Source organism: Flexivirga sp. B27, assembly GCF_052905685.1.
Map to the genome: position 1 here is coordinate 150,734 of NZ_JBPYUM010000001.1, position 23,336 is coordinate 174,069.

The following is a 23,336-nucleotide window of genomic DNA, read 5'->3' on the forward strand; positions in this document are numbered from 1 at the left end:
TTCCTGCACATAACCCTCAACAGTCGCGGGTTGTGCACCCCACCGACCCCGCCCGGACACGCCCCGGGCGCGCCTCAGACGCTGATGCCGATGTATTTCACCTCGAGGAACTCGTCGATGCCGACGTTGCCGCCCTCCCGGCCGAGACCGGACTCCTTGATGCCGCCGAATGGTGCGGCCGGGTTGGAGACCACGCCCTGGTTGAGGCCGACCATGCCGGACTCGAGACCCTCGGCGACGCGCAGCGCACGGCGCAGGTCGTTGGTGAAGACGTAGGAGACCAGGCCGTATGCCGTGTCGTTCGCGGCCTCGACGACCTCCTCCTCGGTGTCGAACGGGATGATCGACGCCACCGGGCCGAAGATCTCCTCGCTCGCCATCCGGGCATCGGGTGACACATCGAGCAAAACCGTTGGGGGATAGAAGAATCCGGCGCCTTCGGGTGCCGTCCCACCGGTCAGGACCCGTGCTCCGCGCTCGGTCGCATCGGCCACCAGGTCCACCACCTTCGACCGTCCGGCGTCGTCGATGAGCGGTCCGACCTGGGTGCCCTCGGCGACACCGGGACCCACCCGAAGGGCGCTCATCGTGTCGGCCATCCGCTGAGCGAACTCCTCCGCGACGTCCCGGTGCACGTAGATCCGGTTGGCCGCAGTGCACGCCTCGCCCATGTTGCGCATCTTGGCCGCCATCGCGCCCGCGACCGCCTCGTCCAGGTCAGCGTCCTCGAAGACCACGAACGGCGCGTTGCCGCCGAGCTCCATCGAGGTGCGCAGCACCTTGTCGGCGCACTGCTCGAGCAGCACCTTGCCGACCTTGGTGGAGCCGGTGAAGGACAGCTTGCGCGCCTTGCCGGACTTGATCAGCGGCTCCATCACGCCGCCCGCGTCGGTGGTGGTGACGATGTTGACGACACCGGCGGGGACGCCGGCCTCGATGAGGATCTGGCCGAGCGCCAGCATCGACAACGGCGTCTGCGCGGCCGGCTTGATGACGCTGGTGCAGCCCGCAGCGATCGCCGGGCCGATCTTGCGCGTGCCCATCGCCATCGGGAAGTTCCACGGGGTGATCAGCAGGCACGGGCCGACCGGCTGCTTGGTGACCAGGAAGCGTGCGCCGCCCGCCGGTGCCGTCTGGTAGCCACCGTCGATGCGCAACGCCTCGCCCGCGAAGTGCCGGAAGAACTCGGCGGCGTAGGTGATCTCGCCGCGCGACTCGGGCAGCGGTTTACCCATCTCCAGGGTCATCAGCAGCGCCAGGTCGTCGATCCGCTCGGTCAGCAGGTCGAAGGCCTTCATCAGCATGTCGTAACGGTCTCGTGGCGAGGTCGCAGCGAAGTCCCGTTGCGCGGCGACCGCGGCGTCGAGCGCCCGCTGCCCGTCTTCCGGGGACGCGTCGGCGACCCGGGTCAGCTCCTCACCGGTCGCCGGATCATGCACCGGGAAGGTCGCACCCGAAACAGCCCGCTCCCAGGACCCGCCGATCAGCAGGTCGGTCGCGACCGCGTCGAGCACGCGAGCGGCGTCCGTCGATCCGGTGTCCGAAATTCCCATCTTCTGCACTCCCATCGGGTTAGTCTGATTGTCGACAATCTAACAAGATGTCGCTCGGAATCAACAACAAGAGGTGGTGTCATGACACAGCTCTCGGGTGCTCTCAAACAAGCTACTCCCGTGCTCGCAACCCACGGCCAGGGCGTCAATCTGTATGACGAGTCCGGCCGCCGCTATCTCGACTTCACCGCCGGGATCGGCGTGACCAGCACCGGGCACTGTCACCCCAAGGTGGTCGCGGCCGCCCAGGAGCAGGTCGGCAAGCTGATCCACGCCCAATACACCACTGTCATGCATCAGCCGCTGCTCACCCTGGTCGACCGGCTCGGCGAGGTGCTGCCCAGCAGCTTGGACCGGGTCTTCTTCGCCAACTCCGGGTCGGAAGCGGTCGAAGCGGCGCTGCGGCTGGCCCGGCAGGCGACCGCGCGGCCCAACATCGTGGTCTTCCACGGCGGTTTCCACGGGCGGACCGTCGCGACCGCGTCGCTGACGACCTCGCACACGCGCTACAGCGCCGGTTTCGCACCGTTGATGTCCGGCGTGCACGTCTCACCGTTCCCGAACCCGACCTACTACGGCTGGAGCGTGGAGCAGGCGACGGAGTTCGCGCTCAAGGAGCTCGACCACACGCTGCAGACGCTCAGCCAGCCGAACGAGACCGCGGCGTTCCTGGTCGAACCGGTCCTCGGCGAGGGCGGCTACGTCCCCGGCAATGCCGAGTTCTTCGCCGGCCTGCGGGAGCGTGCGGACAAGCACGGCATCCTGCTGATCTTCGACGAGGTGCAGACCGGCTGGGGACGCACCGGCAAGTTCTGGGCCCAGGAGCACTTCGGTGTCACGCCCGACATCCTGGTGACGGCCAAGGGCATCGGGTCCGGCTTCCCCCTGTCCGGCATCGCCGCGTCGGCCGCCCTGATGGAGAAGGTCTGGCCCGGCTCGCAGGGCGGCACGTATGGCGCCAACGCCGTGGCCTGCGCGGCAGCGATCGCGACGCTCGACGTCATACAGGAGGAGAAGCTGGTCGAGAACTCCGCGGCACGTGGGGCGCAACTCACCGAGGCGCTGCGAGCCACCGCAGCCCGGCACAGCGCCATACACGACGTGCGTGGCCTCGGCCTGATGATCGGCAACGAGTTCCGCGACGCCGACGGAAATCCCGATGGGGCGACCGCGGGGGCGGTACAAAAGGAGGCAGCCAGCCGCGGGCTGTTGTTGCTCAACTGTGGTCCGTGGGGGGAAGTGGTGCGGTTCATCCCCGCCCTCGTCGTGAACGAGCAGGAGGTTGAGGAGGCGGCCAAACTCTGGAATGAGGCCGTGGACGCTGTGGTGTGACGGCGGCGAAAGACGAAACACAGACCGTCGATCGGGCGGCGCGTAAGCGCCACCCGATCGGATCTGGCCAGTAGCGTCGCCAGCAAAGCAGACAGGACGTGCCGACCCCTCAAGGAGGAGCACATGCCAGTAGAGATGGAAAAGACCGACGACGCGAGCAGTCCGGACGAGGTAGACACAAAGACCCTCAAACGGGCCGTCGGCGCCTCGATGATCGGGAACGCGACCGAGTGGTACGACTACGGCGTCTACGCCTATCTGACCGCCGAGATCACGCACAACTTCTTCCCCGACATGGGCAACGCGCCGACGCTGTTGGTCTACGCGGTCTCGTTCATCCTGCGCCCGCTGGGCGGCATCGTCTGGGGCCCGATCGGCGACCGGTTGGGCCGTAACAAGGTGATGGCGATGACCATCATCCTGATGTCGGTCGGCACGGCCCTCGTGGGCTTCATCCCCAGCTACCAGTCCATCGGCTGGTTGGCGCCGGCCTTCCTGGTGCTGTTGCGCATCGTGCAGGGCTTCTCCACCGGTGGTGAGTACGGCGGTGCTGCGACCTTCATGGCGGAGTATTCACCGGACAAGAAGCGCGGCTTCTGGGGATCGTTCCTGGAGTGCGGCACCTTGTTGGGCTTCAGTGGTGGTCTGGCCGTCGTGCTGATCCTGCGCGCAGCGCTCACCGACGACCAGATGACTGACTGGGGCTGGCGCATCCCGTTCCTCATCGGCCTGCCGTTGGGCCTGGTCGGTCTCTACCTGCGTAGCAGGATGGAGGACACCCCGGTCTTCCGCGAGTTGCAGGACAACGACGAGGCGGAGGAGGCCGCGACCGGAGCGCTCAAGAACCTGTTCCAGGACTACTGGCAGCCGATCGTGCGGCTCTTCCTGATGGTGGTTGCGCTCAACATCGCCAACTACACGTTGCTGACCTACATGCCGACCTACATGAGCGACTCGCTCGGCATCTCCGCGACCCAGTCCGACATCGTGCTGCTGATCGGGCAACTGATCATGGTTGCGCTGATCTGGACGGCAGGGAGCACCTCGGACCGTGTCGGGCGCAAGCCGATGTGGTGGTTCTCGCTCGCGGCGATCTTCGTGCTCGCGGTGCCGTGCTTCTGGCTGATGGGTCAGGGCATGGGGTGGGCGATCGTTGGGTTCACCATCCTCGGGTTGGTCTACCTGCCGCAGCTCGGCACGATCTCGGCAACGTTCCCGGCGATGTTCCCGGCGCACGTGCGCTACGCGGGTATGGCGATCAGCTACAACATCTCCACTGCCGCCTTCGGCGGCACCGCATCACTGGTCAACGACTGGATGGTCGGTTGGGGCGGCCGTTACATGCCGGCGTACTACATGATGTTCGCGATGGTCATCGGCGCAATCGGTCTGCTGAAGGTGCCCGAGACGGCGGGTCGGTCGATCCGCGGACGTGGCACACCAGGCACCGAGGAAGCCGAGGATGAGCCGCAGCGACCGCAGGACAGGTCCGGCATCCACAACGTGTCCGGGATCCGTGACGTGTCAAAGGAATTCGGGGTCCGTCGACGTCGGCGCGACGAGTGACACCCTGATCGGCACAAGGAAGCCCCGACCGGATCCGGTCGGGGCTTCCTTATGTCCGCGGCGCTCCGGCGGCTAGGCGTTGAGTGCGGCGAGCACCGCCTGGGTGAACTCGGTCGTGTTCGCAGTGCCACCCAGGTCACGGGTGCAGGTGCCGGAGGCGATGACCGACCCGAAGGCGTTCTCGAGGGCGTCGGCCGCCTCGGACTGACCGAGGTGCCGCAGCATCATGGCGCCTGCCCAGATTGCAGCGACCGGGTTGGCGAGCCCCTTGCCGGCGATGTCCGGTGCGCTGCCGTGGACCGGCTCGAAGAGCGAGGGGTGCGCGCGTTCGGGGTTGAGGTTGGCGCTCGGGGCCACGCCGAGCGATCCGGCGACCGCTGCGGCCAGATCGGACAGGATGTCGCCGAACAGGTTGGAGGCGACGATCACGTCCAGACTCTCCGGAGCCAGCACGACCCGAGCTGCCAGCGCGTCAACGAGCACCTTCTCCAGCGTCACGCCCGGGAACTCCTCCACCGTCTCGCGCGCGACCTCGTCCCAGAACGGCATCGTGTGGATGATGCCGTTGGACTTGGTCGCCGAGACGAGCCGGCCGCTGCGTTCGGTCGCGAGCTCGGCCGCGAACCGCGTCACCCGGGACACGCCCTTGCGGGTGAAGATCGCTTCCTGCAGAGCCAATTCGTCGGGTTGACCGCGCCGGAAGCGACCGCCGATCTCGGAGTATTCGCCCTCGACGTTCTCGCGCACGACGACCACGTCGAGCTTCTTGTCACCGGCCAGGCGCGACGGGACGCCGTCCAGGGTGCGGCTGGGTCGCAGGTTGATGTATTGGTCGAACTCGCGTCGGATGGGGATCAGCAGCCCCCACAGCGTGACGTCGTCCGGGATGTCGACATCGCCCACCGCGCCGAGCAGGATGCCGTCCGCATCCGCCATCTGCTCGAGGCCGTCGACCGGCAGCATGCGCCCGGTCGCGCGATAGTGGTCCGAACCCCAATCCCGGTCTCGCCATTGGATATTGAAGTCGTGGCGCGCGGCGAGGGCATCGATGCACGCCGTCGCGGCGGGGATGACCTCCTGACCGATTCCGTCGCCGGGGATGACATCGACCGTGTAGCTGGCTCCCATGTGCCGATGCTAGGTCATAGGTCCTGCGGCGGGGGTTCTGCGGAGCCGTGTTGCGCGCCCAGGATCAGCACGCTCGCGCCGACGACCAGCACCATGCCCATCAGCTTCAGCGGAGACAGGTATTGACCGAGCACGACCAGCCCGGCGAGCGCAGCCACGGCAGGTTCGAGGGAGAGCAGGATGCCGAAGACGTTCGGCGCGATCCGGCGCAGCGCAATCATCTCCAGGGAGTAGGGCAGCACCGAGGAGAGGACCGCGATGCCGATCCCTTTGAGGAACGCCTCGCTGCCGACGAGTTCGGTGCCTGCTTCGAACGCACCGAAGGGCAGCACGACGACGGCAGCCAGCGCCATGGCGATCGCCAGGCCGTCGAGCCCGGCGAAGTGTTGTCCCGTCCGCCGCGAGGTCAGGATGTATGCCGCCCAGCACGCGCCCGCGGACAACGCGAGCAGGATCCCGACGCCGTCCAGCTGGTCCAGGGGCGTGTTGACCGCCCCAGAGACCAGCACCACACCGACGGCGGCGAGTCCGACCGCCACGGCATCGCGCAGATGTCGCGACAACACGGCGGACAGGACCAGCGGGCCGACGAATTCGATGGTCACCGCGACGCCGATGGGCAGTCGTTGCAGCGATCCGTAGAAGCACCAGTTCATGGCGCCCAGCGCGGCGGCATAGGACCCGACCGCGATCCAGTCCGCGCGGGTGCGCCGCCGCAGTGACGGCCGGGTCCAGGCCAGCACGATGATCGCGGCGAGGGCGAGTCGCAGCGCGACCGACCCGGGCACTCCGACCAGCGGCAGCAACGTGGCAGCGAGGGCGCCACCGAACTGCACCGACACGATGCCGCCCAGCACGAGCAGCGGCGCGGGCACGGGCGGCGCGGGCACGGGTCCCGCCTTGCTCATTGCAGTTGGCGGATCCGGCCGATCTGGGTCAGCGTCTTCGCGCGACTCTCCGGCATGTCCTCCTCGACCACGTCCTGGCCGGTGGACGGCGAGTGCAGGATGCAGTCGGGGCCGGTCACGATGCCGACGTGGTGGATCGGCTTGTCCGGATGCGCGAAGAAGTAGAGGTCCCCGGGCTGGGCACCGTCGAGCGGCACGTCCTCACAAGCGCGGTACTGGTCGCCGGCGTCACGGGGGAAGACGATGCCGAGCCGGCGCAGGCCGTAGTGCACCAGCCCGGAGCAGTCGAGTCCCTCCGGCGAGATCCCGCCCCACAGGTAGGGCAGGCCGATGTGAGTGCGCGCCTCGGCGAGGAACGCCTCGACCGTGGCGGCTGCTGCGCCGCCGGGCAGGTCCGCGGGCGCCGCGTCGTCGACGGCGCGCAGGTGTGCCGTGCGGACGTAACCGGGGTAGCCGACCTCGTGGCCGTCATACGGCTGCCACGGTGAGGTGACCTTGGTCCAGCCGTCGGTGTCGCCTGAGGCGATGACGACCGGCTCGCCCTCGAGCAGCTCGGAGTCGAATCGGTCGTAGAGGCCGAGGCGCCCGGCCTCGAGGGTCGCCTCGGCATCCATGTCGGCCAGCCACCGGGCGTGGTCGGGGCGGTCGGCGAGCAGCGGGCCGTCGATCGGCCGCGGGGATTGCGGAGTCGTCCACAGGCCGGTGATGTCGACGTTGACAATGGCCAGTGAGGGTGCCGTCGAGGAAGTCGAGGCGGTGCCGGTGTCAGTAGTCACCCCTTCATCCAACACGGTCCGGTCGCTCGGTGCATTCACCACCCTCGGGACCGCCACTCCGGCAGCCGCGGCCGCTCGGTGGCCAGGGTGGTGTCGTCCCCGTGCCCGGGGTAGACCCAGGTGTTGTCGTCATACCGACCGAACACGCGCTGCTCGACGTCGTCGATGAGCTGCGGGAACGACTGGTAGTCATAGTGATTCGTCGCCCCGACACCGCCCGGGAAGAGCGAGTCGCCGGTGAAGAGATGCGTCGTGCCGTCGTCGCCGTGGAAGGACAGGGCGATCGATCCCGGGGTGTGGCCCCGCAGCGCGACGACATCGAGCGAGAGGTCGCCGACCTGCACGGTGTCACCGTCGGACAGCCTGCGGTCGACCGGCACGGGCAGCTCGTCGGCGTCGTCGGCGCCGGCCCACGTCTGGGCGCCGGTCGCCCGGACACCGTCGGCAAGCGCGCGCACGTGGTCCCAGTGCCGGTGGGTCGTCGCGATCTGCCGCACCCGGCCGCCGTCGGCGGCGATCATCGCCTCGATCGCCGGCCAGTCGTCCGCGGCGTCGATGAGCAGCGCGGCGCCGGTCGCGGTGTCGGTGATCAGGTAAGCGTTGTTGTGCATGTCCGAGACACTGATCTTGCTGATCCGGGCGTTGCCCGTGTCACGTGTCGCCGGCGCGTCACCGGGGGCCACCTGCCCGTCGTAACTCCTCGGGTTGCTCATCGGTTCACCCATCGGGTCCTCCTCGCGATTCGGGGTTGTCGGTGGTGCGACTTAGCATTGTCGTCGTGCCAACGACTCCGTCCTCCACCGTGCCAGCAAGTCGAGGTCACGACCACCTTCGGGTGCGTGGTGCCCGCGAGCACAACCTCCAGAACATCTCCGTCGACATCCCGCGCAACGCGTTGGTCGTGTTCACCGGCCTGTCCGGGTCGGGGAAGTCGTCGCTGGCGTTCGACACCATCTTCGCCGAGGGGCAGCGGCGGTATGTCGAGAGCCTCTCGGCATACGCCCGACAGTTCTTGGGGCAGATGGACAAGCCGGACGTCGACTTCATCGAGGGCCTGTCGCCGGCCGTCTCGATCGACCAGAAGTCGACCAACCGCAACCCGCGGTCGACCGTGGGCACGATCACCGAGGTCTACGACTACCTCCGCCTGCTCTTCGCGCGTGCCGGGCGCCCGCACTGCCCGGTGTGCGGTGAGCCGGTGGGCCGGCAGACGCCGCAGCAGATCGTCGACCAGTTGCTGACGCTGCCGGACCGCACCCGCTATCAGGTGCTGGCCCCGGTGGTGCGGGCGCGCAAGGGCGAATACCTCGAGCTGTTCGCCGAGCTGCAGTCCAAGGGCTACTCCCGCGCGCGGGTCGACGGCGAGGTCATCACCCTGAGCGAGCCGCCGAAGCTCGCCAAGCAGAAGAAGCACACCATCGAGGTCGTCGTGGACCGGCTCGTCGCCAAGGAGGGCGACACGTCCGGCAAGCAGCGGCTGACCGACTCGGTCGAGACCGCGCTCGGCCTGGCAGGTGGCGTGCTGCTGGTCGACCTGGTCGACCTCGACGCCGACGACCCGCAGCGGGAGCGGCGCTTCTCCGAGAAGATGGCGTGCCCCAACGAGCATCCGCTGTCGATGGACGAGGTCGAGCCGCGGTCGTTCTCCTTCAACTCACCCTTTGGTGCCTGCCCGACCTGCACCGGCATCGGCACCGAGCTCGAGGTCGATGTCGACCTGGTGATCCCCGACCAGGACAAGTCGATCCGCGAGGGCGCGATTCTGCCGTGGGCGCAGGGTGCGCAGTCCTCCGACTACTTCCTGCGGGTGATCGGTGCGCTGGCCGAGGAGCAGAAGTTCTCCCTCGACGTGCCGTGGCGAGCGTTGCCGGAGCGGGCCAAGGAGTCGCTGCTGCACGGCAAGAACCACAAGGTCCACGTCAAGTACCGCAACCGTTACGGCCGCGAGCGCAGCTACTCGACGGGCTTCGAGGGCGTCATACCGTTCGTGAAGCGGCGGCACGAGGAGACCGAGTCCGACTGGAGCCGGGACCGCTACGAGGGCTACATGCGCGAGGTGCCCTGCCCCGTATGCCGCGGTGCGCGCCTGAAGCCCGAGTCGCTCGCGGTGACCATCGGCGGCCGCTCGATCGCCGAGGTGTGTGCACTGCCGATCTCAGAGTCGGCCGGTTTCCTGGAGACGGTCGACTTCACTCCGCGCGAGCGGCAGATCGCCGAGCGCGTGATCCGGGAGGTTGACGCGCGGCTGGGTTTCCTGCTCGACGTCGGGCTGGACTACCTCTCGCTGGACCGTCCGGCGGCGACGCTGTCCGGCGGTGAGGCGCAGCGCATCCGGCTTGCCACCCAGATCGGCTCCGGCCTGGTCGGCGTGCTCTACGTCCTCGACGAGCCGTCCATCGGCCTGCACCAGCGGGACAACCACCGGCTGATCGACACACTGACCCGGTTGCGCGACCTGGGCAACACGCTGATCGTCGTCGAGCACGACGAGGACACCATCGCCACGGCCGACTGGGTCGTCGACATCGGTCCGGGTGCGGGGGAGCACGGCGGCAAGGTCGTGCACTCCGGCACGGTCGCGGGGCTGCTGGAGCAGCCGGAGTCGATCACCGGTGCCTATCTCGCCGGTCGCCGGGAGATCCTCACCCCGGCGATCCGGCGGCCGCAGGACGGTCGCGAGATCGTCGTGCGTGGCGCCCGGGAGCACAACCTGCAAGACATCGACGTCGCCATACCGCTCGGCAATCTGGTTGCGGTCACAGGCGTTTCAGGGTCGGGGAAGTCGACGCTGGTCAACTCGATCCTCTACAACGTGCTGGCCAACCAGCTCAACGGCGCACGGCACGTGCCGGGGCGGCACCGCACGGTCGAGGGGCTCGAGCAGCTCGACAAGGTGGTCCACGTCGACCAGGGTCCGATCGGTCGCACGCCGCGCAGCAACCCGGCGACTTACACCGGTGTCTTCGACAATGTCCGCAAGTTGTTCGCCGAGACGACCGAGGCGAAGGTTCGCGGCTATCAGCCCGGGCGGTTCTCGTTCAACGTCAAGGGCGGTCGGTGCGAGGCGTGCAGCGGTGACGGCACGCTCAAGATCGAGATGAACTTCCTACCGGACGTCTACGTCCCGTGCGAGGTGTGCCACGGTGCGCGCTACAACCGCGAGACGCTCGAGGTCCACTTCAAGGGCAAGACGATCGCCGATGTGCTCGACATGCCGATCGAGGAGGCCAAGGACTTCTTCGCCGCGGTGCCGGCGATCGCGCGGCACATGAACACCCTGGTCGACGTCGGTCTCGGTTACGTCCGTCTCGGCCAGCCGGCGCCGACACTGTCCGGCGGTGAGGCGCAGCGGGTGAAGCTGGCGACCGAGCTGCAGAAGCGCTCGACCGGCCGGACCATCTACGTGCTCGACGAGCCGACGACCGGCCTGCACTTCGATGACATCCGCAAGCTGCTCGGTGTGCTGCAGGGCTTGGTCGACAAGGGCAACACCGTCATCGTGATCGAGCACAACCTCGACGTGATCAAGTCGGCCGACTGGATCATCGACATGGGGCCGGAAGGCGGCCACCGCGGCGGCACGGTCGTCGCGACCGGCACGCCGGAGGATGTCGCCGAGGTCGCGGAGAGTCACACGGGGCAATACCTCGGCCCGCTGATGGCGAAGTCGGCCCGTGCCGAGCGCCCGTCGCAGGGCGCGGCCGCGAAGAAGTCCGCGGGCGCGCGGAGGAAGTCTGCCGCCACGAAGCCCGCCGGCAAGTCAGCTGCCGGGCGGAAGACGTCGAAGGCATCGGGGACCAACGGCACGGCTCGCAAGCGCACTGCCGCGGCGACCGCGAAGTCGGCGCAGCCGGCAGCCACGGCGAAGGCGACCCGCAGCAAGCGAGCGACCGGGACGAAGTGAGCGACCGGGGCGAAGTGAGCTGCCGGGACGAAGTGCGCTTCGCCGTCGGCGAGCACACACAGTGACTGCACAGCTCCCGGTCATCGATTGATCGTTCAATTACTGCATGCTGGTGTGTATGACTACCCACGAGATCGAGCCTCCGAAGTCCTCGGGCCCGACCGCTTCGAGGAACACCGCAACGCAGGCACCGGCGGGCGCTCCGGCGGATGCTGCTGACCTCGACCGACCTGACGTTGACCGACCTGACCTCGACCGGCCGGCACGGCGCACCGTCCTGCGCGGCGCAGGCGTTGCCGGAGGTGCCGTCGCGGCCGCTGCAGCCATGAGCGCATGTGGTGGCGGGTCGACCGCATCGTCCGGCGATGGTGGTGACGCGGCCGGCGATGGCGCAGCAAGCGGTGACACGGCAGGCTCCGGAGGCTCCGGCGACATCGCGAAGTCGAAGGTCCCGGTCGGCAGCGGTGTGATCGACGCCGACCTGAAGGCGGTCGTCACGCAGCCCACCGAGGGCGACTTCAAGGCGTTCAGCAACGTATGCACTCACCAGGGTTGTCCGGTCACCGAGATCAGTGGCGACACCATCCGGTGTCCTTGTCACGGCAGCCAATTCAGCACCAAGGACGGTTCGGTCAAGCGCGGCCCGGCCACCAAGCCACTCGCCGCCAAGAAGGCCACCGTCAAGGGCTCGAAGGTCATCGTCAGCTGACGTCGCGCCCCGCCATACCCACACCGCCCTAACCTTCGACGGTCGAGGGTTAGGACGGGGTTTTGCCGGGGTGGGTGTTCCTAACCTTCGACGCTCGAGGTTTGGGGCCGAGGTCGGGCGCGGTCACGGGCTGTCCGAGCAGGTCCATAGAGTGGAGTCGTGGCTGATCCGTCGACCTACCGCCCGAAGCCGGGGGAGATCCCGGTCGACCCGGGGGTCTACAAGTTCCGCGACAAGGACCGCCGCGTCATCTATGTCGGCAAGGCCAAGTCGTTGCGCAGTCGTCTGTCGTCATACTTCCAGGACATCGCGGCGCTGCACCCGCGCACACGCACGATGGTCACCACCGGGGCAAGCGTCGAGTGGACCGTCGTGCGCAACGAGGTCGAGGCGCTGCAACTCGAATACTCCTGGATCAAGGAGTTCGACCCGCGCTTCAACGTCAAGTACCGCGACGACAAGTCCTACCCCTACCTGGCCGTGACGATGGGCGAGGAGTTCCCACGTGCCCAGGTCATGCGCGGCACCAAGCGCAAGGGCACCCGCTACTTCGGTCCCTACGCACACGCGTGGGCGATCCGCGAGACCCTCGACCAGCTGCTGCGCGTCTTCCCACTGCGCACCTGCAGCAGTGGTGTCTTCAAGCGTGCCGGCCAGGTCGGCCGGCCCTGCCTGCTGGGCTACATCGACAAGTGCTCGGCGCCCTGTGTCGGGCGAGTCACCGCCGAGGAGCACCGGGCCATCGCCGAGGAGTTCTGCGATTTCATGGCGGGCAACACCGGCCGGTTCGTCAAGCGGTTGGAGCGCGAAATGCGCGCTGCCAGTGCAGATCTCGACTTCGAGGCGGCCGCGCGTCGCCGTGACGACATTGCCGCACTGCGCAAGGCGCTGGAGCGGTCCGCCGTCGTGCTGCCGGACGCCACCGACGCCGACGTGTTCGGCATCGAGGACGACGAGCTCGAGGCAGCCGTGCAGGTCTTCCACGTGCGCGGCGGACGCATCCGGGGCCAGCGTGGCTGGGTCGTCGACAAGCAGAGCGAGGGCGACCTCGGGCTCGCCGAGGTCGTCGAGCGGCTGCTCGGGCAGGTGTATGGCGGGGAGTCGCCCGAAGGCATCCCGCGCGAGGTCCTGGTGCCCGCGCTGCCGCCCGAGCCGGAGGCGATGGCCGAGTTGCTGACCGAGATCCGCGGTGCTCGGGTCGAGCTGCGTGTCCCGCAACGCGGCGACAAACACACCCTGATGGAGACCGTCAACCGCAACGCGAAGCAGGCACTGGGGCGGCACAAGGTCGCGCGCGCCGGGGACCTGACCGCCCGCAGCCAGGCGCTGCAGGATCTGCAGGACGCGTTGGAGCTGCAGCAGGCACCGCTGCGCATCGAGTGCTTCGACGTCAGCCACGTGCAAGGGACCAATGTCGTCGCCTCGATGGTGGTCTTCGAGGACGGCCTGCCCCGCAAGGGCGAATACCGCCGGTTCATCGTGCGCGGTACCCCGCAGCCGGACGGCTCGGTGCGCGTCGACGACACGGCGGCGATGGACGAGATCCTCACCCGGCGGTTCCGGCACTATCTCGAGGACCGTGACCACGCGAACGACATCGAGATCGACGACAGCAACGACGACAGCGCCACCGACATCGGGACCGGAGACACTGACACCGACGCCGATGCGGGTGACAGCAGGGCGAGCGGACCGATCGACGAAACCACCGGCAAACCCAGGAGATTCGCCTACCCACCGCAGCTGGTCGTGGTCGACGGCGGCAAGCCGCAGGTCGATGCCGCGTCCCGCGCGCTGGAGGCGCTCGGCATCGACGACGTCGCCGTCGTGGGCCTGGCCAAGCGGCTGGAGGAGGTCTGGCTGCCGGGGGAGGACTTCCCGGTCATCCTGCCGCGCACCAGCGACGGGCTCTATCTGTTGCAACGCCTGCGCGACGAGGCGCACCGGTTTGCGATCACCTTCCACCGTCAGCGCCGGTCCAAGGCAATGACCCGCTCGGCACTGGACGACATACCCGGTCTCGGAGCGGTCCGCCGCAAGGCGTTGCTGCGCGAGTTCGGCTCGGTCAAGCGACTGCGGGCAGCCTCCGTGGAGCAGATCGAGGCAGTAAAGGGCATCGGCCCCGCTCTCGCCGCTACGGTGCATTCACACCTGAGAGCCGACGACGACTCCACACCGGCGGTCAACCTGACCACCGGAGAAGTGCTCGATCACGTGCCCGACGACGCATCCGACGAGGCTGCGTCCGAAGAGAAGGAGACCACCCCATGAACGTGGACGAGTCCCTTGCACCAGCGCCCGAACTCATCGTCGTCACCGGCATGAGCGGTGCGGGGCGCACCACCGCGGCCAATGTGCTGGAGGACCGCGGCTGGTACGTCATCGACAACCTGCCGCCGCAGCTCCTCGTGGCGATGGCCGACCTGCTGGCCAAGCAGGGGGTCGAGAACCGCGTCGAGAGCAAGGACGGCGTGCCAAAGCTCGCCGCGGTGGTCGACGTCCGCTCACGCGAGTTCTTCACCGACTTCCGCCAGGGTCTGGATCACCTGCGCGACGAGGGCTGGCGGCCGACGGTGATCTTCATGGACGCGACCGACGAGGCGCTCGTGCGCCGCTTCGAGTCCGTGCGCCGGCCGCACCCGCTGCAGGACGGTGGACGCCTGCTGGACGGCATACAGGCCGAGCGTGAGGCACTGCGTGACCTGCGCGCCACGGCCGACATCCTCATCGACACCAGCGGTCTGAACGTCCACCAGCTCAGCAGCAAGGTGCGTGAGTTCGTCGGCGGCGACGATGGGCCGGCGTTGCGCATCGCCGTGATGTCCTTCGGTTTCAAATACGGGATCCCGCTGGACGCTGACCTCGTCTTCGACATGCGGTTCCTGCCGAACCCGTTCTGGAATCCGCAACTGCGACCGCATACCGGCCAGGAGTCGATCGTGGCCGACTACGTGCTCGCGCAGCCCGGCGCAAAGGAGTTCCTGGACCGGACGCTGAGCCTGCTGGAGCCGATGACTGCCGGCTATCTGCGCGAGGGGCGCAGCTACGTGACCCTCGCGGTCGGGTGCACCGGCGGCAAGCATCGATCGGTCGCGATGGCCGAGGCACTCGCCGACAAGCTCGACTCCCGCGAGGTGAAGTCGCTCGTCGTCCACCGCGACCTGGGGCGCGAATAACATGCCTCGTCGACCAGCCATCGCCGCGCTCGGCGGTGGCCACGGACTCTTCGCATCACTTCAGGCATTGCAGCTCGTCACGGACAAGATCACCGCGATCGTGACCGTCGCCGACGACGGCGGATCCAGCGGTCGGTTGCGCGAGGAGTTCGACATCCTGCCGCCGGGTGACCTGCGGATGGCGCTCGCGGCGCTGTGCGACACCTCCGAGTGGGGGCTGCAGTGGGCCGACGCCTTGCAGCACCGCTTCGCCGGAGAGGGACCGCTCGGCGGTCACGCGCTCGGCAACCTCATCATCGCCTCGCTGTGGGATCTGTTGGGCGACCCCATCGCCGGCCTGGACCTCGTCGGCCGGCTGCTCGGTGCCCGCGGCCGGGTGCTGCCGATGGCGGCTGAGCCGCTGCGCATCGAGGCCAGCGTGCTCGGCGCCGATCCGGACCACCCGGACGCGGTGACCGAGATCCTCGGGCAGGTCGAGGTCGCCACGACGCCGGGGCGGGTGCTCGGGGTGCGGCTCAACCCCGATCCGCCGCTCGCCTGCCAGGAGGCGGTCAACGCCGTGTATGACGCCGACTGGGTCATCCTCGGTCCGGGCTCGTGGTTCACGTCGGTGATGCCGCACCTGCTCGTGCCGGATCTGCGCGAGGCACTGGTGCACACCACGGCCAAGCGGATGCTGACCCTCAACATGGTGATGAACACCGGGGAGACCACCGGGTTCAGCGCGTCCGACCACCTGGAGGTGCTCGCCGCGCACGCCCCGGAATTGCACCTGGACGTGGTGCTCGCAGACCCGACCGTCGTCGGCGACGCGGAGCAACTTCGCTCGACGGCCCAATCGCTAGGCGCGGAAGTAGTTTTCGCGGATGTGGCCGACGCAGATCGATCGGATGCGCATGACACCCTGCGGTTGGCAGCGGCCTATCGTGATGTGGTGGAGTGACTGCTCCGCACAACGCGCGGCACGTAGCATGAGCACTCGCACGCACCGCCTTAGTTTTCACTGCTTAGGAACTGAAACGACATGTCGATGACCGCAGCTGTCAAGGACGAACTCAGCAGACATGTCGTCACGAAAACCTGCTGCCGCAAGGCAGAGATCTCGGCGATGCTGCGGTTCGCGGGCGGTCTGCACATCATCGGCGGCCGGATCGTCATCGAGGCCGAGCTGGACACCGCGTCGTCGGCCCGTCGGCTGCGGCAGGCGATCGCCGACCTCTACAGCCAGACACCACAGGTGCTCGTGATGAGCGGTGGCGGGTTGCGCCGTGGTAGCCGATACATCGTGCGAGTCGCTCAGGACGGTGAGGCGCTGGCCCGGCAGACGGGCCTGATCGATCATCGTGGCCGGCCGGTCCGCGGGCTGCCGCCGCGCGTGGTCAACGGCTCCGTGTGCGACTCCGAGGCGGCGTGGCGTGGTGCCTTCCTCGCGCACGGCTCGCTGACCGAGCCGGGCCGTTCGTCGTCGCTGGAGGTCACCTGTCCCGGGCAGGAGGCCGCGCTCGCTCTGGTGGGTGCCGCGCGACGTCTCGGGGTGCAGTCCAAAGCACGTGACGTGCGCGGGGTCGACCGGGTCGTCATACGCGACGGGGACGCGATCGGTGTCATGCTCACCCGGCTCGGCGCGACCGACGCCTTCATGGCGTGGGAAGAACGCCGCATGCGGCGCGAGGTGCGGGCGACCGCCAATCGGCTGGCCAACTTCGACGACGCCAACCTGCGTCGTTCGGTCGAGGCCGCGGTGCAGGCCGGCACCCGGGTCGAGCGAGCACTGGAGATCCTCGCCGACGAGGTGCCCGACCACCTGGCCGAGGCCGGCCGACTGCGGTTGACCCACAAGGAAGCCAGTCTGGAGGAGCTCGGTCAGAAGGCCGACCCGCCGATGACGAAGGACGCTGTCGCCGGCCGGATCCGGCGGCTGCTGGCGATGGCCGACAAGCGTGCTTCCGAGCTCGGCATACCCAACACCGAGGCGGCGCTGTCCGCCGACATTCTCGACCAGTAGGACGCGTTCCTGCCGTCGAGCGACATCAAATAGGGTCGATGCTGTCGACTTGGTCGGTGCCTGCCGGCACCGACGGCGACACGTCACCTGACCAACAGAAAGGGATGATTCGCCCGTGACCGTCCGCGTGGGAATCAATGGCTTTGGCCGCATCGGCCGTAACTTCTTCCGGGCGGTTGTCGCGTCCGGCGCCGACATCGAGATCGTCGGTGTCAACGACCTGACAGACAACGCGTCGCTGGCACGCCTGCTGAAGTACGACTCGATCCTGGGCCGCTTCCCGGGTGAGGTCACCTCCACCGACACCGAGATCACTGCAGGCGACAAGACCTTCAAGGCGTTCGCCGAGCGCGACCCCGCGAACCTGCCCTGGGGCGAGATCGGCGCGGACGTCGTGGTCGAGTCGACCGGCATCTTCACCGACGCCGAGAAGGCCAAGGTGCACCTCGACGGTGGCGCCAAGAAGGTCGTCATCTCGGCACCGGCCAAGAACGAAGACATCACCATCGTGATGGGCGTCAACGACGGCGACTACGACCCCGCCAAGCACACGATCATCTCCAACGCATCGTGCACCACCAACTGCCTCGGCCCGATGGCCAAGGCGCTCAACGACGAGTTCGGCATCGTCAAGGGCCTGATGACGACCGTGCACGCCTACACGCAGGACCAGAACCTCCAGGACGGGCCGCACAAGGACCCGCGTCGTGCCCGCGCCGCCGCGATCAACATCGTGCCGACCTCCACCGGTGCCGCCAAGGCGATCGGCCTGGTGCTGCCGGAGCTGAAGGGCAAGCTCGACGGCTACGCGCTGCGCGTCCCGACCCCGACCGGGTCCGCCACCGACCTGACCTTCGAGGCGGGCCGCGAGACGACCGTCGAAGAGGTCAACGCCGCTGTGCGGAAGGTCGCCGACGGGAAGTTCCTGCGCTACACCGAGGACCCGATCGTGTCCTCCGACATCGTCACCGACTCGGCGTCGTGCATCTTCGACTCCGGCCTGACCAAGGTCATCGGCAACCAGGTGAAGGTCGTCGGCTGGTACGACAACGAGTGGGGCTACTCCAACCGGGTGGTCGACCTCGTGCAGCTCGTCGGGCAGAGCCTCTGACCCTGCCCTGAACCCTTCCGGAGGAAACGAAACGCCATGCGAACGATCGACGACCTGGGTGCCCTCTCGGGCAAGACCGTGCTCGTCCGAAGCGACCTCAACGTCCCGCTGAACGCTGAAGGCCAGATCACCGACGACGGGCGGGTGCGCGCGTCGGTGCCGACGATCAAGCGCCTCACCGACGCGGGTGCCCGGGTCGTCGTGTGCGCACACCTCGGGCGGCCCAAGGGCGCGCCCGAGCCGAAGTACTCCTTGCGTCCGGTCGCGGACCGGCTGTCCGAACTGCTCGGTTTCTCAGTGCTTTTCGCCACCGACACGGTGGGGGAGTCGGCGAACGAAACCGTCGACAAGCTGCACAAGGGCGAGGTCGCGCTGCTGGAGAACCTCCGGTTCAACCCGGGGGAGACCAGCAAGGACGACGCCGAGCGGGGTGCCTTCGCCGACCAGCTGAGTCACCTGGCGGACGCTTACGTCTCGGACGGTTTCGGTGTGGTGCACCGCAAGCAGGCCAGCGTCTACGACATCGCACAGCGGCTGCCGCGTGCGGCCGGCGGTCTCGTCGAGACCGAGGTCAGCGTGCTCGGCCGGCTCACGACGTCACCGGAGCGCCCGTATGCCGTGGTGCTCGGCGGTGCGAAGGTCAGCGACAAGCTCGGCGTGATCGAGAACCTCCTCGGCAAGGCCGACCTGCTGCTCATCGGCGGTGGCATGGTCTTCACCTTCCTGGCTGCGCAGGGCCACGAGGTCGGCAAGAGCCTGCTCGAGGAGGACCAGATCGAGCGGGTCAAGGGCTACCTGGCCGACGCCGAGCAGCGCGGTGTGCAGATCGTGTTGCCGACCGATGTCGTGGCAGCGACCGCGTTCTCCGCCGACGCCGACCACGAGGTCGTGGCGGCGGACGCCATACCCGCAGACCGGATGGGCCTGGACGTCGGTCCGGAGTCCGCGAAGAAGTTCGCCGACGTGATCCGCAGTGCAAAGACCGTCTTCTGGAACGGCCCGATGGGTGCGTTCGAGATGCAGCCGTTTGCCGAAGGCACCAAGGTCGTCGCGCAGGCGCTGGCTGACGTGACGAAGGACGGGTCGCTGACCGTCGTCGGTGGCGGTGACTCCGCGGCAGCAGTCCGGCAGCTGGGTTTCGCGGACGACGACTTCGGGCACATCTCGACCGGTGGCGGCGCGAGCCTGGAATTGCTGGAGGGCAAGGACTTGCCCGGCCTGAGCGTGTTGGAGGACTGAATCATGGCTGACTCGAGGGACACATCGAAGGACAGCTCGTCAGCGCGGACGCCGCTGATCGCGGGCAACTGGAAGATGAACCTGGACCACCAGCGGGCAACCGTCGTGGTGCAGAAGCTGGACTGGACGCTGCAGGACAAGAAGCACGACCACGACGAGACCGAGGTCGCGGTCATCCCGCCGTTCACGGACCTGCGCTCGGTGCAGACACTGATCGACGGTGACCGGCTGAAGCTCCGGCTGGGGGCGCAGGACCTGTCGCCATACGACTCGGGTGCCTACACCGGGGACATCTCCGGTGAGTTCCTCGCCAAGCTGGGTTGCAGCTATGTCGTGGTCGGGCACAGCGAGCGACGCACCATCCACAACGAGACCGACGAGACGGTCAACGCGAAGGTCAAGGCCGCGCTGCGGCACGAGCTGTCGCCGATCCTGTGCGTGGGCGAAGAACTCGAGGTCCGCAAGGAGAACGGTCAGGTCGAGCACATCGTGGTGCAGTTGCGTGCGGCGCTCGAGGGCATCTCCGCCGACGACGTGACGTCGGTCGTCGTCGCCTACGAGCCCATCTGGGCGATCGGGACCGGTGAGGTCGCGACCCCGGACGACGCCCAGGAGGCGTGCGCCGCGCTGCGCGACACCGTGGCCGAGCTCTACTCCGGTGACGTGGCCGACCAGGTCCGCTTCCTGTATGGCGGATCCGTCAAGTCCGGCAACGTCGCATCGATCATGGCGCGTGACGACGTCGACGGTGCACTGGTCGGGGGAGCGTCGCTGGACCCGGCAGAGTTTGCCGCGATCTGCCGGTTCAAGGCACACCAGGGCGCCATCAGCTGACGAAGCACCTGCCCTCGGCGTGTAATCTTGTCCGAGGTGCTCGAGGGCACCGCCGGTAGTTTCTCGAATTCTCTCGATGTAAAGGTGAGTCTCCAGCGTGGACGGCATGCGCATCGCGCTCCAGGCGGTCGTGGTCATCAGTGGCCTGTTCCTGGTCCTGTTGATCCTGATGCACAAGGGCAAGGGCAGCGGCCTGTCCGACATGTTCGGTGGCGGCGTCAGCAGCAGCCTCGGTGGCTCGTCCATCGCGGAGAAGAACCTCAACCGGCTGACGATCCTCGCCAGCATCATCTGGTTCCTCGCGGTCATTGGCCTCGGCCTGGTCGCGCGCTTCCAGTAGCAGCGACGGGAATCACTCACCGTAGAATTTCGGACCTCGTCAAGGAGTAATCGTGGCCGGTGGCAATGCAATTCGGGGTAGTCGAGTCGGTGCAGGCCCGATGGGCGAGGCCGAGCGCGGTGAGGCGGCGCCTCGAGTCGTTGTGTCCTACTGGTGTTCCAACGGCCACGAGACCCGCCCGAGTTTTGCGCAGGAGCCGGGTCTCGCGGTGCCGGAGACCTGGGACTGCCCCCGCTGCGGGTTCCCGGCCGGCCAGGACCAGGCAAACCCGCCGGCCCCGCCGCGCGCCGAGCCCTACAAGACGCACCTGGCGTATGTGAAGGAGCGGCGGTCCGACGAGGAGGGCGAAGTCATCCTCGACGAGGCGATCGACACCCTCCGCCAGCGCGGCCTGATCACCTGATCCACCGCCCACCCCTTTGCGCGAGTGACGGCTTCCTCGCCGAGTGACGGTGAAATCTCACCGTCACTCGACGATTTCGCCGTCACTCGACGTCGTTCATCGAGCACCCGTCACTCGCTGCCGGGTTGAGCATCGCCTGCTGCCCGCAGATCGGCGATACAGATCTTCTGCATCCCCATCAGTGCCTGTATGGCGCCCGGCCCGCTCATCAGCTCGCCGAGGTTCGCGGGGATGATCTGCCAACTCACGCCGAACTTGTCCTTGCACCACCCGCACTGCTCGGCATCGGGCACGGCCGATAGCGCCTGCCAATAGCGGTCGATCTCCGCCTGATCGGCGCACGGGACCGTGAACGACACCGCCTCGGTGAAGGTGTACACGGGGCCGCCGTCGAGACAGGTGAACTGCACGCCGTTCAGGGTGAACCGGCCATTGAGGACCTTGCCCGACATACCCTCGAAGTGCTCGTTCAGCGACTCATCCGGATAACGCTCGATCGAGTCGATGTGTGAGTCGGGGAAGAGGTCGACGTAGAAGTTCATCGCCTCCTCCGCGTTGTCGTGGAACCACAGCGACGGCTGAATCCCCGTCATCACAGGCCTCCCTCGCTCAGCAGGGCGTCGAGTTTGGCGTAACCGTCATTCACGCCGACCTCCATGTCACTGGCCAGCCAGCCGTCGCGGGCCTCCATCGAGTCGACCAGCGACTGCGCGTGCAACCGGGTGCGACCGTCGCCGAGGTCGTCGAAGGTGAGCGTCTCCAGCGAGACTCCCTCCGGCATCGCCTCCCAGGTGAAGGTCTGCACGATGCGGGTGTCGCTGACCTCGTGGAAGCAGCCGCGGAAGGCGAACTCCTCGTCGCCCCGTGTGTTGAGGAACCGCCAGCTGCCGCCGGTGCGGGCATCCCAGTAGTCAATGGTCGTGGTGATGTCGTCCGGTCCGACCCATCTCGCGTAGAGTTCCGGGTCGGTGTGCGCTTTGAGCAGCTGAGCGGGAGTTGCGTTGAAATCCCTGGTGATTCGGATGATCGGGAGCTGCTCGTCCGCCTCGATGACGGCCTCGGGACATGTCGTGGTGTTCATGATGCGTTGCCTTCCATGGTGGTCTGGTCGCGTCCGTTGAGTTCGTCGAGCACAGCGTCCAACCGCTGGTATCGCGCCTCAGCCTGACGTTGGTAGCGCTCGATCCATTTGGTCATCAGGTCGAAGATCTCCGCCTCGAGATGTGCCGGTCGGCACTGGGCTTGCCGGGTGCGAGTGACCAGGCCGGCGCCCTCGAGCACCTTCAGGTGCTTGGAGACAGCCTGGACGCTCACGTCGTATGGCGCAGCCAGCTCGCTGAGCGTGGCGTCGCTCTCGGTGAGCCGCGCGACCATGTCGCGTCGCGTCGGGTCGGCGAGTGCTGCGAACACCTGCGAGAGCTGATCCATCGGAACCTCATTTCCATTCATCAACCAAATGGTTGAGTACGAAGAGCCTGACACGTGTGCCTGCCATTTCGTCAACCATTTGGTTGAATAGGGCGTTGAGGAGGACTTTGAAGACCTGGGCGCTCGAGCTGATCGGCCGACAGACGGAACCCGACGCCGGTGAGGGCACGTCGATGGTGTGAACCATCCACACGGCACGAAACCGAGGGTTTTCCGATGAGCTACAACGATCCGTATGCGCAGGGCGGCCGGCCGCAGGGGTATGGCGGGCAGGCGCCGCAAGGCACGCACGGCCCGCAAGGCGGCTACGGGCAACCGCAATTCGCGCCACAGGGATTTGCCGGCCAGCCCTACCTGAGCGGGCCGTACCAGCCCGGCGGCCCGGTGCGACCGCAACTGGCCAGCTGGGGACAGCGCGTCGGTGCCTACCTGATCGACGGACTCGTGGCGCTGCCGGCATATCTGCTGCTCATCCCGGGCTACGTCATGATGTTCTCCGCGATGGAGACGACCACCGACTGTGGCTCGGGCTACTGCCACTCGACAACCTCCGGGTCGCCGTCGCTCCTCTCCTACCTGCTGATCTTCCTCGGTGCTCTCGTGGTCTTCGGCATCCAGATCTGGAACCGATGGATCAAGGGCGGCCGGGGGCAGTCGATCGGCAAGAAGGCTGTCGGCATCTCGCTGCTCGATGAGGCATCCGGCCAGCCGATCGGCGGTGGCTCGGCGTTCGTGCGCGACCTGGCGCACATCCTGGACGGCATGGTCTGCTACCTCGGCTACCTGTGGCCGCTCTGGGACGACAAGCGGCAGACCTTCGCCGACAAGATGATGAGCACGGTCGTCGTCCAAGGACCGCCTCCCGGCAAGCAGCCTTGACCGGATCCGGCGCTGACCCGGCGTGGATGACGGGTCAGGTGCGGG

At 67.6% G+C, this 23,336-nt stretch carries 22 protein-coding genes; 14 read left to right on the forward strand and 8 right to left on the reverse strand.

Annotation, left to right across the window (positions count from 1 at the left end):
• Positions 1 to 74 precede the first annotated feature (74 nt).
• Positions 75 to 1,568 carry an NAD-dependent succinate-semialdehyde dehydrogenase gene (locus tag ACSZL9_RS00695; RefSeq protein ID WP_446663534.1) on the reverse strand — a complete coding sequence of 498 codons (1,494 nt, stop codon included), beginning with the start codon at positions 1,566 to 1,568 and terminating at the stop codon, positions 75 to 77.
• 66 nt (positions 1,569 to 1,634) lie between these two features.
• Between ACSZL9_RS00695 and ACSZL9_RS00700 the strand changes: the two genes are divergently transcribed.
• Positions 1,635 to 2,885, forward strand: coding sequence for an aspartate aminotransferase family protein (locus ACSZL9_RS00700; RefSeq protein ID WP_446663535.1), 1,251 nt, complete (start codon positions 1,635 to 1,637; stop codon positions 2,883 to 2,885).
• Positions 2,886 to 3,008: 123 nt separating this feature from the next.
• A complete protein-coding gene (locus tag ACSZL9_RS00705) occupies positions 3,009 to 4,451 on the forward strand; it encodes an MFS transporter (protein WP_446663536.1) in 1,443 nt (480 codons plus the stop codon).
• Positions 4,452 to 4,523: 72 nt separating this feature from the next.
• Here ACSZL9_RS00705 and ACSZL9_RS00710 read toward each other — a convergent pair whose 3' ends face one another.
• From ACSZL9_RS00710 to ACSZL9_RS00725, 4 genes are read right to left on the reverse strand one after another with little or no spacing between them, the layout of a single operon-like run.
• Positions 4,524 to 5,579: a tartrate dehydrogenase gene (locus ACSZL9_RS00710; RefSeq protein WP_446663537.1), complete on the reverse strand. Its 1,056-nt coding sequence runs from the start codon at positions 5,577 to 5,579 to the stop codon at positions 4,524 to 4,526.
• 14 nt (positions 5,580 to 5,593) lie between these two features.
• Entirely contained in the window at positions 5,594 to 6,469 is an 876-nt protein-coding gene (locus tag ACSZL9_RS00715; RefSeq protein WP_446663538.1) for an EamA family transporter, read from the reverse strand.
• 14 nt (positions 6,470 to 6,483) lie between these two features.
• Entirely contained in the window at positions 6,484 to 7,263 is a 780-nt protein-coding gene (locus ACSZL9_RS00720; RefSeq protein WP_446663539.1) for an NlpC/P60 family protein, read from the reverse strand.
• A 35-nt stretch (positions 7,264 to 7,298) separates the two neighbouring features.
• Positions 7,299 to 7,988 (reverse strand): MBL fold metallo-hydrolase, encoded by a 690-nt coding sequence (locus ACSZL9_RS00725; protein WP_446663540.1) that lies wholly within the window; start codon positions 7,986 to 7,988, stop codon positions 7,299 to 7,301.
• Positions 7,989 to 8,041: 53 nt separating this feature from the next.
• Here ACSZL9_RS00725 and uvrA point away from each other — a divergent pair, with 53 nt between their 5' ends.
• The 11 genes from uvrA to ACSZL9_RS00780 all read left to right on the forward strand — a co-directional run bounded on the left by uvrA (position 8,042) and on the right by ACSZL9_RS00780 (position 20,984).
• Positions 8,042 to 11,167 (forward strand): excinuclease ABC subunit UvrA, encoded by a 3,126-nt coding sequence (gene uvrA / locus ACSZL9_RS00730; RefSeq protein ID WP_446663541.1) that lies wholly within the window; start codon positions 8,042 to 8,044, stop codon positions 11,165 to 11,167.
• A 118-nt stretch (positions 11,168 to 11,285) separates the two neighbouring features.
• Positions 11,286 to 11,876 carry a Rieske (2Fe-2S) protein gene (locus tag ACSZL9_RS00735; protein WP_446663542.1) on the forward strand — a complete coding sequence of 197 codons (591 nt, stop codon included), beginning with the start codon at positions 11,286 to 11,288 and terminating at the stop codon, positions 11,874 to 11,876.
• A gap of 159 nt (positions 11,877 to 12,035) precedes the next feature.
• On the forward strand, positions 12,036 to 14,147 hold the full coding sequence (gene uvrC / locus ACSZL9_RS00740) for an excinuclease ABC subunit UvrC (RefSeq protein WP_446663543.1): 2,112 nt from the start codon (positions 12,036 to 12,038) through the stop codon (positions 14,145 to 14,147).
• Positions 14,144 to 15,052 (forward strand): RNase adapter RapZ, encoded by a 909-nt coding sequence (gene rapZ, locus ACSZL9_RS00745; protein WP_446663544.1) that lies wholly within the window; start codon positions 14,144 to 14,146, stop codon positions 15,050 to 15,052. Before uvrC ends, rapZ begins: the two co-directional genes overlap by 4 nt.
• A gap of 1 nt (position 15,053) precedes the next feature.
• On the forward strand, positions 15,054 to 15,995 hold the full coding sequence (locus ACSZL9_RS00750; RefSeq protein ID WP_446663545.1) for a gluconeogenesis factor YvcK family protein: 942 nt from the start codon (positions 15,054 to 15,056) through the stop codon (positions 15,993 to 15,995).
• 81 nt (positions 15,996 to 16,076) lie between these two features.
• The gene (whiA, locus tag ACSZL9_RS00755) at positions 16,077 to 17,057 is read left to right on the forward strand and encodes a DNA-binding protein WhiA (protein ID WP_446663546.1); all 981 of its coding nucleotides are present in this window, start codon (positions 16,077 to 16,079) and stop codon (positions 17,055 to 17,057) included.
• A 115-nt stretch (positions 17,058 to 17,172) separates the two neighbouring features.
• A complete protein-coding gene (gene gap / locus ACSZL9_RS00760; RefSeq protein WP_446663547.1) occupies positions 17,173 to 18,168 on the forward strand; it encodes a type I glyceraldehyde-3-phosphate dehydrogenase in 996 nt (331 codons plus the stop codon).
• A 36-nt stretch (positions 18,169 to 18,204) separates the two neighbouring features.
• Positions 18,205 to 19,407, forward strand: a complete 1,203-nt coding sequence (locus tag ACSZL9_RS00765) for a phosphoglycerate kinase (protein ID WP_446663548.1) — start codon at positions 18,205 to 18,207, stop codon at positions 19,405 to 19,407.
• 3 nt (positions 19,408 to 19,410) lie between these two features.
• The gene (gene tpiA, locus ACSZL9_RS00770) at positions 19,411 to 20,241 is read left to right on the forward strand and encodes a triose-phosphate isomerase (protein ID WP_446663549.1); all 831 of its coding nucleotides are present in this window, start codon (positions 19,411 to 19,413) and stop codon (positions 20,239 to 20,241) included.
• Positions 20,242 to 20,338: 97 nt separating this feature from the next.
• Positions 20,339 to 20,581 (forward strand): preprotein translocase subunit SecG, encoded by a 243-nt coding sequence (gene secG, locus ACSZL9_RS00775; protein ID WP_446663550.1) that lies wholly within the window; start codon positions 20,339 to 20,341, stop codon positions 20,579 to 20,581.
• A 52-nt stretch (positions 20,582 to 20,633) separates the two neighbouring features.
• Positions 20,634 to 20,984 carry an RNA polymerase-binding protein RbpA gene (locus ACSZL9_RS00780; RefSeq protein WP_446663551.1) on the forward strand — a complete coding sequence of 117 codons (351 nt, stop codon included), beginning with the start codon at positions 20,634 to 20,636 and terminating at the stop codon, positions 20,982 to 20,984.
• A 110-nt stretch (positions 20,985 to 21,094) separates the two neighbouring features.
• On the opposite strand, the gene ACSZL9_RS00785 is transcribed toward ACSZL9_RS00780, so the two are convergent.
• The 3 genes from ACSZL9_RS00785 to ACSZL9_RS00795 are packed head-to-tail and all read right to left on the reverse strand — an operon-like array spanning position 21,095 to position 22,412.
• On the reverse strand, positions 21,095 to 21,577 hold the full coding sequence (locus tag ACSZL9_RS00785; RefSeq protein WP_446663552.1) for a VOC family protein: 483 nt from the start codon (positions 21,575 to 21,577) through the stop codon (positions 21,095 to 21,097).
• The gene (locus ACSZL9_RS00790; RefSeq protein ID WP_446663553.1) at positions 21,577 to 22,065 is read right to left on the reverse strand and encodes an SRPBCC family protein; all 489 of its coding nucleotides are present in this window, start codon (positions 22,063 to 22,065) and stop codon (positions 21,577 to 21,579) included. The genes ACSZL9_RS00785 and ACSZL9_RS00790 overlap by 1 nt, the downstream gene beginning before the upstream one ends.
• Positions 22,062 to 22,412, reverse strand: coding sequence for an ArsR/SmtB family transcription factor (locus ACSZL9_RS00795; RefSeq protein WP_446663554.1), 351 nt, complete (start codon positions 22,410 to 22,412; stop codon positions 22,062 to 22,064). Before ACSZL9_RS00795 ends, ACSZL9_RS00790 begins: the two co-directional genes overlap by 4 nt.
• 216 nt (positions 22,413 to 22,628) lie before the next feature.
• Between ACSZL9_RS00795 and ACSZL9_RS00800 the strand changes: the two genes are divergently transcribed.
• Positions 22,629 to 23,291 carry an RDD family protein gene (locus ACSZL9_RS00800; RefSeq protein ID WP_446663555.1) on the forward strand — a complete coding sequence of 221 codons (663 nt, stop codon included), beginning with the start codon at positions 22,629 to 22,631 and terminating at the stop codon, positions 23,289 to 23,291.
• Positions 23,292 to 23,336: the final 45 nt, after the last annotated feature.

Bases quoted from the DNA above. Each gene is read 5' to 3' on its own strand.
- tpiA (WP_446663549.1), top strand. From the start codon at position 19,411: ATGGCTGACTCGAGGGACACATCGAAGGACAGCTCGTCAGCGCGGACG.
- ACSZL9_RS00735 (WP_446663542.1), top strand. From the start codon at position 11,286: ATGACTACCCACGAGATCGAGCCTCCGAAGTCCTCGGGCCCGACCGCT.
- ACSZL9_RS00725 (WP_446663540.1), bottom strand. From the start codon at position 7,988: ATGGGTGAACCGATGAGCAACCCGAGGAGTTACGACGGGCAGGTGGCC.
- ACSZL9_RS00705 (WP_446663536.1), top strand. From the start codon at position 3,009: ATGCCAGTAGAGATGGAAAAGACCGACGACGCGAGCAGTCCGGACGAG.
- whiA (WP_446663546.1), top strand. From the start codon at position 16,077: ATGTCGATGACCGCAGCTGTCAAGGACGAACTCAGCAGACATGTCGTC.
- ACSZL9_RS00765 (WP_446663548.1), top strand. From the start codon at position 18,205: ATGCGAACGATCGACGACCTGGGTGCCCTCTCGGGCAAGACCGTGCTC.
- rapZ (WP_446663544.1), top strand. From the start codon at position 14,144: ATGAACGTGGACGAGTCCCTTGCACCAGCGCCCGAACTCATCGTCGTC.
- ACSZL9_RS00795 (WP_446663554.1), bottom strand. From the start codon at position 22,412: ATGGATCAGCTCTCGCAGGTGTTCGCAGCACTCGCCGACCCGACGCGA.
- ACSZL9_RS00700 (WP_446663535.1), top strand. From the start codon at position 1,635: ATGACACAGCTCTCGGGTGCTCTCAAACAAGCTACTCCCGTGCTCGCA.
- ACSZL9_RS00695 (WP_446663534.1), bottom strand. From the start codon at position 1,568: ATGGGAGTGCAGAAGATGGGAATTTCGGACACCGGATCGACGGACGCC.
- ACSZL9_RS00800 (WP_446663555.1), top strand. From the start codon at position 22,629: ATGAGCTACAACGATCCGTATGCGCAGGGCGGCCGGCCGCAGGGGTAT.
- ACSZL9_RS00710 (WP_446663537.1), bottom strand. From the start codon at position 5,579: ATGGGAGCCAGCTACACGGTCGATGTCATCCCCGGCGACGGAATCGGT.
- ACSZL9_RS00785 (WP_446663552.1), bottom strand. From the start codon at position 21,577: ATGACGGGGATTCAGCCGTCGCTGTGGTTCCACGACAACGCGGAGGAG.
- ACSZL9_RS00790 (WP_446663553.1), bottom strand. From the start codon at position 22,065: ATGAACACCACGACATGTCCCGAGGCCGTCATCGAGGCGGACGAGCAG.
- ACSZL9_RS00750 (WP_446663545.1), top strand. From the start codon at position 15,054: ATGCCTCGTCGACCAGCCATCGCCGCGCTCGGCGGTGGCCACGGACTC.